The following is a 15,680-nucleotide window of genomic DNA, read 5'->3' on the forward strand; positions in this document are numbered from 1 at the left end:
TTTTAACAAAACATTACAAGCTATTTACGTTTTCTTTAAGATTTGAAATACGTTCTTTATACTCTAATTTATAATTAATTTGAGTCGCGTATTTACAAATTTACTATTTGCTTTGTTGCCAATTACTGCTTTAAGCCAATCTATAGAAATATTAGGACGGGTAGAAAGTAAAACTAATGTAGAAAACATTCATGTTATAAATAAAACAGCTCAAGTTTTTACTATTACAGACAAACGTGGGCATTTTACTATTACGGCAAAAATAAACGATACCTTAACCTTTTCTTCAATTCAACATAAATTAAAAGATATCATTGTATCAAAAGAAATAATAAAAAATAAGGTTGTTTACGTGGTGTTAAATGAACAAATTAATGAGTTAGACGAGGTTGTTGTAGGTAAAGTGTTATCTGGCAATTTAATGCAAGATATTAATAACGTAGAAGGGAAAGCGCCAATTAATTTTTACGATGTAGGTATTCCAGGTTATACAGGAAAACCAGCAACCCAGAGTGAAAGGCGGTTAAGTGAAGCTTCTAACTTTGCTCCAAAAGCAGGAGGATCTTTAGGAGGGATGGGAGGCTCTGTTTCGTTTACACCATTAATAAACGCCTTAACAGGACGAACAAAAATGTTAAAAAATAGAGTTAAAATTGAAGAAAAAGAAACTCTAATGCAAAGTATTAAAGGTAGACTATCAAAAGATTTTTTTGCCTCAAACCCATTAGATGAAACACTAAAAATGGACTTTTTTTATTTTTGTGCAGATGATGAAAATTTTATTAAGCATTGTAAAAACCAGACCGATTTTAAAATTTTAATTTTTTTAAGAGCAAAGTATAAACAATATTTACTTAATTCTAATTTAGATAAAAAATAATTTTTTTTTGGAATACTTTTTGAAAAACAAAATAAGTACTTTAGTCATCTTATAAATAATAGATATGAAACATTTAAAATATTTGGTAATTGTTTTATTAATTCCGCTATTTGCATTTACTTCGCTACACAAATATTATATAAGTGTAACTCAAATTAATTATGTAAAAGAAAAAGAATCTATTCAAATTATATCTAGAATTTTTATAGATGATTTTGAAAATGCTTTAAAACTAAATTACGATAATACTATTGTACTTGCCGAGAAAGATGAAGCCTTAATAATAGACACTTATATTAATAAATATTTACAAGATAAAATTAAGCTTACTGTAAATAATAAAGCCGTTAATTTTACCTTTATAGGTAAAGAGTACGAGGGCGATATTGTTAGGTGTTACCTAGAGGTTGAACAGGTGAAATCTATAGAAACTTTTTCTATAACCAATAGCATTTTGTTCGATTTGCAGAAAGACCAACAAAATATTGTTAAAACAAAAATAAACTCTAAAAATAAAAGCGTTATTCTCTCTACAAAAAATCCTAATGCTTTGTTAAAATTTAATTAAATAAATGTAAACTGAGTACAGAATTTAGTATTTTGGACGACATTTTGTAATAATCTTCTAACGAAAGTTAGAAAAAAACAATTTTTTTCTAATATAACTAAAATCAACTATGAGAAAACACGCGTATCTGTTCTTATCATTTGTATTCCTTTTTTCTGGTGTTTTTGCTCAAGAGCAAACCAAAGAAAAACCACAAGGTCATACCGATCAGAACAAATTTAGACAAATGAAAGATGTTTTGGCTACACCAAACGAAACCAGAACAGCTTCAGGTGCTCCAGGTCATGCCTATACACAACAACAGGTAGACTATGTAATGAATATTCGTTTAGACGAAAATAAAAGCCAAATTTTTGGTGACGAAAAAATTACATACCATAATAATTCTAGAGATCATTTAGAATATTTATGGGTTCAGTTAGACCAAAATATGCGTGCAAGAGACTCTAAAACACCAGATATTAATTCAGAAAGTTTTAATGCTGCATTTAATGGCCCACAATCGTTTGCTAAAGCGAACTTAAAAAAACGTTTTGATGGCGGATTTAATATAGAATATGTTAAAAACGATGATGGTTCAGATTTATCATATATGATAAACCGAACCATGATGCGTATTAATTTAGAAAAACCATTAGCGCCAGGTGAAGTATTTAAATTTCAAATAAAATGGTGGTATAACGTAAATAATCATATTACAGAAGGCGGAAGGTCTGGATATGAGGCTTTTCCAGATGGTAACAATACTTATGTAATAGCTCAATTTTACCCAAGGCTTTGTGTGTATGATAATGTTGAAGGATGGCAAAATATGCAATTCTGGGGAAGAAGTGAATTTGCTTTAGAATTTGGTGATTTTGATGTTAAAATTACCGTACCTGCAGACCACATGTTAGAAGCAACAGGCGATTTGCAAAACAGAAAAGAGTGTTTCACCAAAGAGCAACTTAAACGCTACGAAAAAGCAACAAAAACATTTGACAATCCAGTTTTTGTAATTACTCAAGAGGAAGCCGAAAAAGCAGAAACTCAAAGAAGTACAAAAGAAAAAACATGGCATTTTAAAGCTAAAAACGTAAGAGATTATGCTTTTGCAACTTCTAGAAAGTTTATTTACGATGCTATGGCTGTAGACATTAATGGAAAATCTGTAATGGCCATTTCATTATATTCTAAAGAAGGTAACCCATTATGGGAAGAGCACTCTACGCGCGTAGTAGCAAACACATTAGAAGAATACTCAAAACTAACTTTCGATTACCCTTACAGTAAAGCAATATCTGTACACGCACAAATGGGTATGGAATATCCAATGATTTGTTTTAACTACGGTCGTCCAGATCCAGATGGAACATATTCCGAGCGATTAAAAAGAGGAATGATTGGCGTTATTACACACGAGGTTGGGCATAACTTTTTCCCAATGATTGTTAATAGCGATGAGCGCCAATGGACATGGATGGATGAAGGTTTAAACTCTTTTGTAGAAACTTTAGCCGAGTTAGATTACGACCCTAACTTTATAACAGGAAATCTTCCAAAAGATATTGTACCTTACATGGGAGGCGATCAAAGCTTTATCTCTCCAATAATGTCGCAAGGCGACTATGTACATAAATTTGGTCCTAATGCCTACACTAAACCAGCAGCAGGTTTATACATGTTAAGGCAAACTATAATGGGGCCAGAACTATTTGATTACGCATTTAGAACATATTCTAAACGTTGGATGTTTAAACACCCAACACCAGCAGATTTCTTTAGAACTATGGAAGACGCCTCTGCAATGGATTTAGATTGGTTCTGGAGAGGATGGTTTTATACAACAGATTATACAGATATAGGAGTTAAAGGTGTTAAACAATATTATTTAACAGACCAACCAACCGAAGCTGCTAAAGCAACAGCTAAGAAGTATAACATGAATCTAGATGATTATAAAGATAAATTAGTTTATTACGCAGAACTAGAAGAAGGAGTAGAGCCTAAAAACGCTAAAAAAGCATCAGATTTTAAAGTATTAAATGATTTTCTTGAAAATTTACCAGAAGACATGAAATCTGAAATAAAAGAAGCACCTAACTATTTTTACGAAGTTACCTTCGAAAAACCAGGAGGGTTAGTAATGCCTATTATTTTAGAAATAGCTTATGAAGATGGAACAAAAGAAAGAAAAACATTTCCAGCTCAAATATGGAGATATAATGAAAGAGAAGTTAGCAAAGTATTTAGAACCGATAAGGCTATTGTAGGGTTAACTGTCGATCCAGATTTAGAAACTGCCGATGTTGATATTTCAAATAACTCTTGGCCTAAAAAAGAAGAAGCCAATAAGTTTGATAAATTTAAAGAAAAAGTAAAAGGTTAATGTAAACCCTAATACTTGAACAAAAAAAGCCGATTTTTTATAAAAATCGGCTTTTTTTATTCTAATAAATTTAACTGTTAAATGATTAAATAAAAACAACTCACTATATTTGTAACGTGATTAAACTAGCAACATTTTTATTTATTAGTGGCGCTGAAATAGCTTTTATACTATTTATTGCCATTATGGTTTTTGGTGCCGATAAATTACCTGAAATAGCCAGAGGTTTAGGCAAAGGTATGCGTACGCTTAAAGATGCAACTAACGATATTAAGCATGAAATTACAAAAACAGCCGAAAATAACGGAATAGACACCAGCATTACTAAAGATGTAAAAAAAGAACTGGATAAAGTAAAAGATGATATTGAAGAATTTACAGGCTCAGTAAAACGCAAATTTTAACCTTTCGTCTATTCATCGATGTGTCGTTCGTCTATTAATCAATTTAATCTTACCATTCAACGAATTAGTAAAACCTCGTGTTTTCTTTAAAATATATTTAGAGTCCCAAACCTAAATTATTGAACATGAAAACAATCCTACTTGTTGGTTTTCTGTCTATTACCATATTGTCTTTTGGTAAAAACGATAGAGATGTCATTAAAGAAATTGATGATATCAATTCCTCGGCATTAGTTTCATTTAAAAATAAAGATATTGTAAAGTCTTTTAAAGAATTTCTTATAGCTAAAACACTATCAGATTCTATTCAAGATGCTTATGGTAGTGCGTTTGCTAATTATCATATTGGTAATATTTATAATTTAATGGAGAATTATGAGTCTGCTAAATCTTACTATTTTTTATCATTAAAACAAGCCAAACAAATAGAAGATAATTATTTAATTTCTAGTGCATATAAAAATATTGCAGCATTATATAAGGACAATAAAAAGTTTGCCAAAGCACACCAGTATTTAAAATATGCTTTAAAAGCTATATCAAAACATAATCTTCAAAGAACATCAGACGAAGTTTTACTTAAAACAGTCGAGTTTCAAGTAAGACTAAGCCTTTGCGACTTGTATATAAATACAGGGAATTACCAAGAGGCACTTATTAATTTATTAAAAGCAGGAAATTTTATAAAAAAAAATAACATTAGTCCTGCATTACAAGGTCATTATAATTATATATATGGCACATACTACGCTAATAAAGCACTTTATAATAATGCTAATGCTAAATTTATAAAAGCCGTTAGTTTAATAGAAAATGATGGCGGCGATACAGACTACATGCTTTTAAGTAAAGTACACAAACAATTATCAATATCTTTAGCTAAGTCTGGTAATAATGCAGATGCTTTTTTAAATTTATTAAAACATAATAGTTATAAAGAGAAGTTTTTAAGCCAAGAGAAGGTAAAACAAAATTTAATTGTAAACTCTAAATTTTTAATAGAAGATTATAAAAATAATGCCGAAAAAGCAAATACAGAAAAACTGCACCAAATAGAAATAGCAAATAAAATTAAAAGAGTAAATAGTATCGTTATTGTAGTATCAATACTCTTGTTAATTTCTTTAGTTATAATTTGTTTTGGGTACATTTCTAAAAGAAAATTAAGCTCTAAACTAGCATTAAGAAACAAACAATTGGAAATAGCTAGAAATGAGGCTTTAAAATCATCAGAATTAAAAACTAAATTTATATCTAATGTATCGCACGAATTAAGAACTCCGCTTTATGGAGTGGTTGGAATTACTTCTTTATTACTTGAAAATAGTACATTAGGAGCACGCGACAAAAAATATATAAAATCGCTTAAATATTCTGGCGATTATTTATTGAATTTAATAAACGATATTCTTCAATTTGGTAAAATGGAAGCCAATAAAATAGAATTAAAAAACACCTCTGTTAATTTAAAAAGTACGCTAGAAAATATTGTAAATTCTTTCGACTATAAATTACAAGAAACAAATAACCATTTAAAGGTTTCTTTTGATAGCGATATCCCTAAAACAATTAAATGCGACAAAGTAAGGTTGTCTCAAGTTTTAATTAATCTTATTGGAAACAGCATTAAATTTACAACAAATGGCACCATTAATTTAAGAGTAAAATTAATAAAAACATATGGCGCAATGGTTAGTCTAGGTTTTGAGGTCGAGGACAATGGCGTTGGTATTCCAAAAAATAAATTTGAAAGTATTTTTGAAAACTTTTCTCAACTAAAGGATAGTAATATAAACTACCAAGGCACAGGTTTGGGGTTGTCAATTACTAAAAAACTAATAGAGCTATTTAAAAGCGAAATTAAATTAGAAAGTCAAGAAGGTGTTGGTACAAAATTTAGCTTTATAATAGATTTTGAAAAGGATGAAATTAAAAACAATTACACCAACAATAAACAGTCCAATTTAAAAGCTATAAAAAGCTTGGTAAACACTAATGAGAAGTGTAATATTTTATTAGCCGAAGACAATAAAATAAACCAAGTAGTAACCAAAAAATTATTAGAAAAGCAACACTACAAATGTACTATTGTAGAAAATGGAAGAGATGCGTTATACGAAGCTAAAAATGGTACTTACGATTTAATATTAATGGATATTAATATGCCTATCATGAATGGAAACGAAGCCACAGAAACCATAAGAGCATTTAATAAAGATATTCCTATTATAGCCTTAACTGCTGCCGATATTGAAGAGGTAAAACAAAACTATTTAGACATTGGGTATAACCAAGTAATAACAAAACCTTTTGATAATTACGAGTTTTATCAAACTATAAACGACAATATTCAAAATAGTAAGAAAAAATCTTATGTAAATACTCAAGCGTCATAAGAAACAAATCATGTTATAATTTTCGGCTAATGGTTAAGCCATCTCTAATTGGTAAAACAACAGTTTCTACACGTTTGTCTGTTTTTAAAAGCGCATTATATGCTATTAGGGCAGGTGTAGAAGTATCATCTTTTTTAAATGTAGTATCTAAAACTTTACCGCTCCATAATACATTGTCTGATAAAATAATACCACCAGGATTTAATTTATCTATAACAGCATTAAAATAATTTGTGTAATTTTCTTTATCCGCATCAATAAAAACCAAATCGAAATTAATATTAAGTTTAGGAATAATACTTAAAGCATTACCTAAATGTTGATGAATTTGTTTTCCAAAACTAGATTTGTTAAAATATTTTCTTTGAAAATCAACCAACTCTTCATTAACATCAATGGTATGCAATTCGCCATTATTTTGCATACCTTCGCACAAGCAAAGGGCAGAGTATCCAGTATAAGTGCCAATTTCTAGTATGTTTTTAGGGTTAACAAGTTTAGAAATCATACTTAGTAACCTACCTTGATAATGGCCGCTAAGCATTCTGGGTTGCAAAATTTTTTGGTAGGTTTCTCTATTTAATTGTTGTAGTAATTCTGGTTCGTTTTCAGAGTGAGATACTACATAATCGTCTAATTCTTCTGGTATAAAATGCATGTTGTGTTAGGTGTAATTACGGCAAACACTAGGTGTTTATTCAATAAATATCTTTATAATTACTTATAAAAAAAGTATTTAACTTAAAATTCTATTAATTAATTTTTGTTTAGCATTATTATCGTTTCCACATAGCCATTGAATAACGTTGTTTTCCCAAATATCATCGTACTCCGTTTTGTCAATAATTTTTCGGTCTACAGCTAAATCTAATATTTTTCCTGGGTAAGACGATTGTTTATCGCTTTCCATTTCGCCAAGTGGGTAAGGGTCGTCTAGTCCCATAATAACTTGTTTAGAGCCGTGGTTTCTAATTAATAGTTCTAAGCCTCCGGTATCATGCACTAAAGTGTCAAAGAAAATATTTTTATGCCCTACCGCCTTCCTTGGGTGGTGTTTACCTTCAAATAAATCTGGTCTACCATCAAAGCCTTGAATACGTCTACCTAAATTAATTTGTGCAAGTTGCCCGCCATGAGCAAAGCAAGTTCTCATATTTGGGTATTTATCTTGGTAACCATTTAAGGTTAAAAAGTGGTAGGCATCACCACATTGTGCTAGCATCCATATTAAATGAAATCGCCACGAGGTGTTTTCTAGTTTTATAAATTTTTCGCCATCGTATGGGTGAATTTCAACAGCCAAATTGTATTTGTCGGCAAGCTCGAAAATGGGTTCGTTTTCTTCATCAAAAATACAACGCCAAGTGCCAATGGTATCCATATAATGCGTTGGCAGGCAAAGTAATTGTAAGCCATGTTGTTCTACACAGCGTTCTATTTCCCAGCATGCGCTTCTTATAAAAGCAGGATGAACCACAAAACCACAGGTAAATTTACTAGGATTGTCTAGCTGGATTTTAGCATTAAAATCGTTTTGAAAGCGTAATGCTTTTTTCATTTCTTCAACACGTAAGCCATTACCGTAAAGTTGCGACAAGTTTAAAACAACAGCATGGTCTATTTTATTACGCTCCATCCATTCTAATTTTTCATTTAGAAAAAAACTGGAATCTGTAACAGGGCGTTTCCAATCTTTTTGAAGCATAAATTTTCGGTCTTTATCTACCCAAAAAATACCCTTTTCGCGCATAAATTCAGGAATTTGTTCTGGGTAAGGTAATAAATGCGAGTGGCCGTTAATTCTAAGTTTACGTTTCATGAATAAATCCTGAGAGGTCAGGAATCTTTAAAGTGTTTAGTTTTTAATTCGAAAATTATTTTAGATTATAATTTCATTTAATCAATGTTTACTTTCTTTGGAGGCTGCATAATTTCACCACAATTAGGGCAGCAGCGTTTATTTTTGTCGTTATAATAGTTATCAAAAATTTTTGGCATATCTGTTTCAATATTATCTAAAGTAAAATCTTCTTCATACAATTTAGTTGTGCAATTTTCGCAAAACCAAAGTAAAGCATCTTGTACGCCTTTATCTCTAGGGTATTCAATTACCAGACCAACGGTGTTGGCACCACGTTGCGGAGAGTGAGGTACTTTAGGCGGAAGTAAAAAAATATCACCTTCCTTAATATGAATATCTTTAGGTGTGCCATTGTCTATAATTTTTAGTACAATATCGCCTTCTATTTGGTAAAAAAACTCGGGTGTTTCGTTGTAATGATAGTCTTTTCTGCTATTGGGGCCACCAACAACCATAACAATAAAATCGCCATCTTTCCAAACCACCTTATTGCCAACTGGTGGTTTTAAAAGGTGTCTGTTTTCTTCAATCCAAGCTTTAAAATTTATTGGCGGATATACCTTACTCATAGTTAAATATTTTGGACGTTACCACAAGGGTCAGGCTTTCGGCAGTCGCTCTCTGCGAGGAGCTTCAACAAATGCCTCAATCCTTAACGCAAATTTGTTACTAATATACAAACAGCTAAAATGTTATTAAAGTTAAAGTAGTTAAATTATTATAAAGATTTAGTACGGCCACCATCTACAGGAACATTAATGCCGTTTACATAAGCAGCTCCTTGGCTAGCTAAAAAAGTTATCACACTAGCAGTTTCTTCTGGTTTAGCAAAACGCTTAACGGGTGTGTAATTTTTCATTATTTCGGCCATGTTTTCTATGGTTCTGTCTTCAATATTGGCCTTCACTTTAATAATTTCTGTTAGGCGTTCTGTATCTGTAAAACCAGGAAGTACGTTATTTACTGTAATGCCAAATTCGGCTACTTCGGTAGCTAATGTTTTACTCCAGTTTCCAACAGCACCTCTAATGGTATTACTAACACCTAACCCAGGTATAGGTTCTTTAACCGATGTAGAAATAACATTAATAATACGACCAAAACCTTCAGTTTTCATAAACGGAATGGTTGCTTGTGCAAGCAAATGGTTACATTTTAAGTGCATAGTAAAAGCATTCTCAAAAGCTTCTAAACTAGCGTTTAAAATGCTTCCGCTTCGAGGTCCGCCAGTATTGTTTATAACAATATGAAATCCATGCTCTTTTTCTATAAACTTAATAACCTGTTCCTGCAATACTCTTGGGTTAGCAAAATCTGCTACAATGTAGTTGTGATTTCTATGACCTGGTAATTCTGCTAAAACCTCTTTTAGTTTCTCTCTATTTCTAGCAACTAGAGTTACATTAACACCTTCGGCTGCTAGTGCCAAGGCGGTTGCTTTACCTATACCTTGAGTGCTCCCGCAAACTAAGGCGTTTTTATTGTTTAATTTTAAATCCATATTATTCGTATATTTTTTTAGCTCTTGGGCTTAGTTTTTCCATTAATTTTTCTGGGCTTTTTATGGCAACAAAATTAAACTTCTTGTAAAGCTCATGAGCATCTTTGGTTGCCAACATCCATTTGTCAATTTTTTTAAGCTCTGGGAAATTTAAAATCTTATCAATTAATAATTTTGAGTAGCCTTTACCTTGATGTTCATGAACTACAAAAACATCTAAAAGATACGCAAAAAAGACTTTATCTGTCATTACTCTCGCATAGGCAATTTGATTTCCGTTGTAAAACAAACCAAAATTAAGTGTGTTTTCCGATGCTTTTTTTTGTTCATCAAAAGTTCTAATTGTGCCCCAGTATGAGTTTTTAATAAACTTAAAAATAAGCTCTAAATCCATATCATCAAAATTTGATGAAAAAAGCAAATCTTTTTTTAGTTTAATCATAATTTAATGGCATGTTTAGGTGCTAGTATGCGTTTTAGCACAAAAACATTTAGTATTAATATTTTATACACACATTTTTAGGCTCTGTAAAAAAGCGTAATGCTTCAAAACCACCTTCGCGACCAACACCAGAAGCTTTTACTCCACCAAAAGGTGTTCGTAAATCGCGTAGCATCCATGTGTTAACCCAAATAATACCTGCTTGTAATTGGTTGCTCATTCTCATGGTGCGTTTCAAATTATTAGTCCATAACGTAGCAGATAGGCCATACTTTACTTTATTTGCCATTTGTAAAACTTCATTTTCAGTTTTAAAAGGCATTATGGTTACAACTGGGCCAAAAATTTCTTCTTGATTTACACTGCATTCATCCGTTTTAACCTCAATAATTGTAGGTTCTAAATAATAACCGTTTTCATAATTTTTAATGGTTATACGATGGCCGCCAGATAAAATTTTTCCGCCTTCATTTTTAGCAATTTCTATATAATTTAATACTTTTTCTAAATGTGGTTTAGATACTAAAGCACCAATACTAGTGGTGTTATTTGAAGGGTGACCAACTTTTAGCTGTTTTACTTTTTCAACAAAATCTGTTTTAAACTTTTCGTAAATAGAAGCTTCAACAAAAATGCGACTGCCGCATAAACAAATTTGCCCTTGATTAGCAAACGACGATCGGATTGTAGTTTGTAACATATCTTCATAATCGCAATCTGCAAAAATGATGTTTGGGTTTTTTCCGCCTAATTCCAACGATAATTTTTTAAACAAAGGTGCGGCAATTTTGGCTATTTGCGCTCCTGTTTGCGTGCCTCCTGTAAACGAAATGGCTTTTATGTTGGGGTGTTCTATAATAGCTTGGCCTGTTGTATTTCCTAGGCCATGAACAATATTTAAAACGCCTTTTGGTAATCCTGCTTCATTACAAATTTCTCCTAAAAGGTAAGCTGTTACTGGTGTTACTTCGCTAGGTTTAGCTACAACACAGTTTCCTGCAGCTATAGCAGGAGCAATTTTCCATGTGAATAAGTATAATGGAAGATTCCAAGGTGAAATGCAACCAACCACTCCTATAGGTTGGCGTAATGTGTAATTTATTGCATTTAGACCAACGCTTTCGTGACTTTCGCTAGCAAATTGCGTAATAGCATTACCAAAAAACCTAAAATTACTAGCAGCTCTTGGTATGTCTATGGTTTTTGCTAAGCTTATAGGTTTGCCATTATCTTTACTTTCTGCTTCAGCAAAGCGTTGTAAGTTAGCTTCAAGTAATTCTGAAATTTTAATTAATATTTTGCTTCGCGCGCTTAAAGTAGTTTGAGACCAGCTTTTAAACGCTTTTTTAGCAGCCTTGTAAGCAATTTCAACATCGGCTTGATTCGAGTTGGGTATTTGCCCATAAGCCTCTCCATTAGAAGGGCAATAGTTATCTAGCCATTTGTTGGTAATGGGGTTTGTAAATTTGCCATTTATGTAGTTTTTAATTTGCATTTATATTTTTTTATAAGCCATAACTTTAATTTCTACCACTAAATCTGGATGTGGCAATTGGTGTACTGCTACAGTTGTTCTTGTTGGCCCTGTTTCTTTATCAAAAAATTCTGCGTAGGCTTTATTATATCCAGCAAAATCATTCATGTTTACTAAAAACGAAGTAACATCAACCACGTCCTTTAATGTAGCGCCTTGGTTGGCTAAGTTTTTTTCAATATTTTTAATGACTTCGCGGGTTTGTACTTCTATGTTTAAATGTTTTGTGCCCATTTCGTCAATAATATCTACACCCGCTATAGAATTATCGGCTCTTCTAGAGCTTGTGCCAGATACAAATATAAAATCGCCTACACGTTTGGTGTGTGGGTACGCGCCTCTGGGAGTTACTTTATTATTCATATTTCTTATTTTAATCCTGCAATTCTATCATCTTCTAGAATGGCTTCGGTTTCGTGTTTTACTTTGTTTAAAATAGTTTTTAAATCGTCATTTATATCAATTTCATTTTCGGTAAGCATATTTAAAATGGCTTTGTCTTGTGCGCGTCCTCTTAGCATAGCTTCTTTATAGCCAATGTTTTCATTAAAAGTAACTAATGAATATTTAGATGAATATTGATTAGGAAACTCTTTTTCTAAGGCCATTTCTAATTTACGTTTTTCTTGAAAAACAGCTTGATTAACATGTCCTTTCATTTCATGGAAATTATCAATAGCTAAATCGGCAATAGCATCGGTGTCTTTTTTGCGGTTATCTTCATATGTTTTAAAGATGGTTTCCCAGTTTTCTAGGTTTTGGTCTAGAACGTTATCGAATTCAACCACATCTTCAAAAGAAGCATTCATGCCTTGGCCATAAAACGGAACAATGGCATGTGCGGCATCTCCCATTAATAAGGTATTGCCTTTATAATGCCAAGGTGAACATTTTATGGTGCCTAAAGCTGCCGTAGGGTTTTTAAAAAAATCGTCAACTAAATTTGGCATAAGGGCTAGAGCATCTGGAAATTCGTTTTTAAAAAAGTTTAAAACTTCTGTTTGGGTTTTTAAGTTATTAAAATTGTATTTACCTTCATTATAGCTTAAAAAAAGTGTTACAGTAAAACTACCATCTAAATTAGGTAAAGCTATAAGCATGAAATTTCCGCGAGGCCAAATATGAAGTGCGTTTTTGTAGGTTTTATAATCTCCATTTTCTTTTGGTAAAATGCTTAATTCTTTATAACCGTGCGATAAATAGTCTTGCGAGAAGCTAAATAAAAATTTCTTTCCTAGGTAATAGCTTTTTCGCATGGCAGATCCAGCGCCATCTGTTGCTATAATAATATCGGCATCTTCTATAAACTCGTTTTTAGTTTGGTAATCTTTAAATAGGGCAGTAGTTTTTACAAAATCTACCGATTTACATTTTTTGTTGAAGTAAATATTAACGTTTTTATGTTTTTCGGCTTCATCTAAAAGCAAAGCGTTTAATTGGCCACGAGAAATGGAGTTTATATATTCGTAATCTCTACCACTATAATTAGATTGAAAGGTGTTACCATGTATATCATGAATCATGCGGCCATTCATGGGTATGCAAAGTGCTTTTACTTTCTTTTCTAAACCAACTAATTTTATGGCTTTGTTTCCGCGGTTTGAAAATGCTAAATTAATAGATCGTCCTGCCGAGATATCTACTTTTCGTAAATCTGGACGCATTTCGTAAACAGATACATTATAGCCTCGTTGGCCTAAACGTAATGCGAGAAGCGAGCCACATAACCCAGCGCCAATTATTAATATGTTTTGTTTTTTACTTTTCATAGTTGCTATACTTGGTTTATCGCGCTTAATGTTATTTTAAAATGTGCTTTAGTTGATCAACCAATTTATATACATCTTCAAACGAGTTGTAAAACGGAACAGGAGCGCAACGAATAACATCTGGCTCGCGCCAATCGCTAATAATACCAGCTTTAGTTAATTTATTATGTAATGTTTTATCGGCATTTTTTACTTGAATTGATAATTGACAACCGCGTTCTTCATGGTTTTTTGGGGTTATAATTTTAATAGTATGCTCGCCTAAGTTTTGTAATAAAAATTCAAAATAACCGGTAAGTTTTCTAGATTTAGTAGTTAGCTTTTCCATGCCTACGGTGTTAAACATGTCTAGCGAAGCTTTTATAGCAGCCATCGATAAAATTGGCGGATTGCTTAATTGCCAGCCTTCGGCACCGGGTAATTGATCAAACTCGTCACGCATATTAAATCGAGTTTGTTTGTTATGGCTCCACCAACCTGTAAACCGGTTTAAATCTTTTCTGTGTGCATGCCGTTCGTGTACAAAGCAACCGGCTAAGCTTCCTGGTCCAGAGTTTAAATATTTGTAAGTGCACCAAACTGCAAAATCTGCTCCAGAATCATGAAGGTTTAGTTGTACGTTTCCTGCGCCATGGGCACAATCAAAACCTACATTACAGCCATACTTGTGCCCAAGCTTGGTAATGCGTTTTAAATTGAAAAACTGACCCGTATAATAATTAACACCACCAATCATAATTAAAGCAATTTCATTGCCATGTTGCTCAAGTATAGTTTCTAAATCGTTATAATTTAGTAACTCTTCACCTTTTCTTGGTTTCCAAAGTATTAATCCGTCTTTATCATCAATTCCATGGTGTCGTAATTGCGATTCTACAGCATATTTGTCTGATGGAAAGGCATCACTTTCAATAAGTATTTTATATCGTGTTTTGGTGGGTTTATAAAACGAAACCATCATAAAGTGTAAGTTGGCCGTTAGCGTATTCATAACAACAACTTCAATAGGTTTTGCGCCTACTACTTTGGCCATACTTTTAGTTAAAAATTCATGGTAAGGTAGCCAAGGGTTTTTAGCTTCTAAATGGCCTTCTACACCTAAATTAGCCCAGTCTTTAAGTTCTTGATTTATATATGCGCTAGTTTGTTTGGGTTGTAAGCCTAAAGAATTTCCTGTCATGTATATCCAAGAGTTTCCTTGTTTATCTGTTGGAATATGAAATTGATTTCTAAAAGCTTTTAATTCGTCATTTTTGTCTTGTTCTAAAGCATATTCAAGACCTGGTTTGTAGTTGGACAAAGTGTAATGTTTTTCGGTTTCTAACAAAAATAAGAATTATAATGTTAGTAATGAATAGCAATATGTGAAGTTTAAATTAAGCTGTTTTTTTCGTATATTTATTAAAAACAATCTGCCATGGCTAAAACTAAAACGTATAATAATGGAGAGGTTACTGTGGTTTGGGAACCAGAATTATGTATTCATTCGGGTATTTGTGTTAAAGGTTTGCCTAATGTATTTAGACCAAAAGTTAGGCCTTGGATAAGAATTGATAAAGCATCAACTGAAGACTTAATTAACCAAGTAAAGTGCTGCCCGTCTGGCGCTTTAAGTTATCGTCTTAAAGATGAAAAAAACGAGAATACACCATTGGTTGAAACTAAGATTGAGGTTTTAAAAAATGGTCCTTTATTAATTTACGGCACATTAAAAGTTTTTGATAAGAATGGTGATTCTGAAATAAAAAGTAAAACAACTGCATTTTGTAGGTGCGGACAATCGAAAAATAAGCCCTATTGCGATGGCACACATGTTAAAGCAAAATTTATAGATTAGCTTGTAATAAAGAAAAAGCACTTTAACCATTGATTAAAGTGCTTTAATATATATAGACGCATAACGCGGAAAAATAACTTGTATACTTTTATATACGGTTATTTGTCGTTATTTAGATGT

General features: G+C 32.1%; 15 protein-coding genes. 6 read left to right on the forward strand and 9 right to left on the reverse strand.

Annotated elements, in window-relative coordinates:
* Nucleotides 1–79: 79 nt before the first annotated feature.
* The 5 genes from ACNG5D_RS12600 to ACNG5D_RS12620 all read left to right on the forward strand — a co-directional run bounded on the left by ACNG5D_RS12600 (nucleotide 80) and on the right by ACNG5D_RS12620 (nucleotide 6,616).
* Nucleotides 80–880, forward strand: a complete 801-nt coding sequence (locus ACNG5D_RS12600) for a hypothetical protein (protein ID WP_418183878.1) — start codon at nucleotides 80–82, stop codon at nucleotides 878–880.
* A 64-nt stretch (nucleotides 881–944) separates the two neighbouring features.
* On the forward strand, nucleotides 945–1,448 hold the full coding sequence (locus ACNG5D_RS12605) for a DUF6702 family protein (protein WP_418183879.1): 504 nt from the start codon (nucleotides 945–947) through the stop codon (nucleotides 1,446–1,448).
* 109 nt (nucleotides 1,449–1,557) lie between these two features.
* Nucleotides 1,558–3,816, forward strand: coding sequence for a M1 family metallopeptidase (locus ACNG5D_RS12610; protein WP_418183880.1), 2,259 nt, complete (start codon nucleotides 1,558–1,560; stop codon nucleotides 3,814–3,816).
* A 116-nt stretch (nucleotides 3,817–3,932) separates the two neighbouring features.
* Nucleotides 3,933–4,220 carry a Sec-independent protein translocase subunit TatA/TatB gene (locus tag ACNG5D_RS12615; RefSeq protein ID WP_418183881.1) on the forward strand — a complete coding sequence of 96 codons (288 nt, stop codon included), beginning with the start codon at nucleotides 3,933–3,935 and terminating at the stop codon, nucleotides 4,218–4,220.
* Between the two features lie 125 nt (nucleotides 4,221–4,345).
* On the forward strand, nucleotides 4,346–6,616 hold the full coding sequence (locus ACNG5D_RS12620) for a response regulator (RefSeq protein ID WP_418183882.1): 2,271 nt from the start codon (nucleotides 4,346–4,348) through the stop codon (nucleotides 6,614–6,616).
* Between the two features lie 13 nt (nucleotides 6,617–6,629).
* Here ACNG5D_RS12620 and ACNG5D_RS12625 read toward each other — a convergent pair whose 3' ends face one another.
* From ACNG5D_RS12625 to kynU, 9 genes are all read right to left on the reverse strand, one after another.
* Nucleotides 6,630–7,274, reverse strand: coding sequence for an O-methyltransferase (locus tag ACNG5D_RS12625; protein ID WP_418183883.1), 645 nt, complete (start codon nucleotides 7,272–7,274; stop codon nucleotides 6,630–6,632).
* A 78-nt stretch (nucleotides 7,275–7,352) separates the two neighbouring features.
* Nucleotides 7,353–8,435 (reverse strand): amidohydrolase family protein, encoded by a 1,083-nt coding sequence (locus ACNG5D_RS12630; RefSeq protein WP_418183884.1) that lies wholly within the window; start codon nucleotides 8,433–8,435, stop codon nucleotides 7,353–7,355.
* A 77-nt stretch (nucleotides 8,436–8,512) separates the two neighbouring features.
* Nucleotides 8,513–9,046, reverse strand: a complete 534-nt coding sequence (locus tag ACNG5D_RS12635; protein WP_418183885.1) for a 3-hydroxyanthranilate 3,4-dioxygenase — start codon at nucleotides 9,044–9,046, stop codon at nucleotides 8,513–8,515.
* A gap of 149 nt (nucleotides 9,047–9,195) precedes the next feature.
* Nucleotides 9,196–9,978: an SDR family oxidoreductase gene (locus ACNG5D_RS12640; protein ID WP_418183886.1), complete on the reverse strand. Its 783-nt coding sequence runs from the start codon at nucleotides 9,976–9,978 to the stop codon at nucleotides 9,196–9,198.
* Between the two features lies 1 nt (nucleotide 9,979).
* Nucleotides 9,980–10,420 (reverse strand): GNAT family N-acetyltransferase, encoded by a 441-nt coding sequence (locus tag ACNG5D_RS12645; RefSeq protein WP_418183887.1) that lies wholly within the window; start codon nucleotides 10,418–10,420, stop codon nucleotides 9,980–9,982.
* A gap of 55 nt (nucleotides 10,421–10,475) precedes the next feature.
* A complete protein-coding gene (locus tag ACNG5D_RS12650) occupies nucleotides 10,476–11,915 on the reverse strand; it encodes an aldehyde dehydrogenase (protein WP_418183888.1) in 1,440 nt (479 codons plus the stop codon).
* On the reverse strand, nucleotides 11,916–12,317 hold the full coding sequence (locus tag ACNG5D_RS12655; protein ID WP_418183889.1) for a RidA family protein: 402 nt from the start codon (nucleotides 12,315–12,317) through the stop codon (nucleotides 11,916–11,918).
* 5 nt (nucleotides 12,318–12,322) lie between these two features.
* Complete coding sequence (locus tag ACNG5D_RS12660; protein ID WP_418183890.1) at nucleotides 12,323–13,723, reverse strand: FAD-dependent oxidoreductase; 1,401 nt, start codon at nucleotides 13,721–13,723, stop codon at nucleotides 12,323–12,325.
* A 31-nt stretch (nucleotides 13,724–13,754) separates the two neighbouring features.
* Nucleotides 13,755–15,023 carry a kynureninase gene (kynU, locus tag ACNG5D_RS12665; protein WP_418183891.1) on the reverse strand — a complete coding sequence of 423 codons (1,269 nt, stop codon included), beginning with the start codon at nucleotides 15,021–15,023 and terminating at the stop codon, nucleotides 13,755–13,757.
* Nucleotides 15,024–15,140: 117 nt separating this feature from the next.
* On the opposite strand from kynU, the gene ACNG5D_RS12670 reads away from it, so the two are divergent.
* Entirely contained in the window at nucleotides 15,141–15,560 is a 420-nt protein-coding gene (locus ACNG5D_RS12670) for a (4Fe-4S)-binding protein (RefSeq protein ID WP_418183892.1), read from the forward strand.
* The last annotated feature ends 120 nt before the right edge of the window (nucleotides 15,561–15,680 follow it).

Origin of the sequence: Algibacter ulvanivorans, from assembly GCF_048381495.1 — a bacterium.
GTDB classification, from domain to species: Bacteria; Bacteroidota; Bacteroidia; order Flavobacteriales; family Flavobacteriaceae; genus Algibacter_B; species Algibacter_B ulvanivorans.

Coding starts and splice junctions, on each gene's coding strand:
- ACNG5D_RS12605 (WP_418183879.1), top strand. CDS start 945: ATGAAACATTTAAAATATTTGGTAATTGTTTTATTAATTCCGCTATTT.
- ACNG5D_RS12610 (WP_418183880.1), top strand. CDS start 1,558: ATGAGAAAACACGCGTATCTGTTCTTATCATTTGTATTCCTTTTTTCT.
- ACNG5D_RS12620 (WP_418183882.1), top strand. CDS start 4,346: ATGAAAACAATCCTACTTGTTGGTTTTCTGTCTATTACCATATTGTCT.
- ACNG5D_RS12625 (WP_418183883.1), bottom strand. CDS start 7,274: ATGCATTTTATACCAGAAGAATTAGACGATTATGTAGTATCTCACTCT.
- ACNG5D_RS12630 (WP_418183884.1), bottom strand. CDS start 8,435: ATGAAACGTAAACTTAGAATTAACGGCCACTCGCATTTATTACCTTAC.
- ACNG5D_RS12635 (WP_418183885.1), bottom strand. CDS start 9,046: ATGAGTAAGGTATATCCGCCAATAAATTTTAAAGCTTGGATTGAAGAA.
- ACNG5D_RS12640 (WP_418183886.1), bottom strand. CDS start 9,978: ATGGATTTAAAATTAAACAATAAAAACGCCTTAGTTTGCGGGAGCACT.
- ACNG5D_RS12645 (WP_418183887.1), bottom strand. CDS start 10,420: ATGATTAAACTAAAAAAAGATTTGCTTTTTTCATCAAATTTTGATGAT.
- ACNG5D_RS12650 (WP_418183888.1), bottom strand. CDS start 11,915: ATGCAAATTAAAAACTACATAAATGGCAAATTTACAAACCCCATTACC.
- ACNG5D_RS12655 (WP_418183889.1), bottom strand. CDS start 12,317: ATGAATAATAAAGTAACTCCCAGAGGCGCGTACCCACACACCAAACGT.
- ACNG5D_RS12660 (WP_418183890.1), bottom strand. CDS start 13,723: ATGAAAAGTAAAAAACAAAACATATTAATAATTGGCGCTGGGTTATGT.
- ACNG5D_RS12670 (WP_418183892.1), top strand. CDS start 15,141: ATGGCTAAAACTAAAACGTATAATAATGGAGAGGTTACTGTGGTTTGG.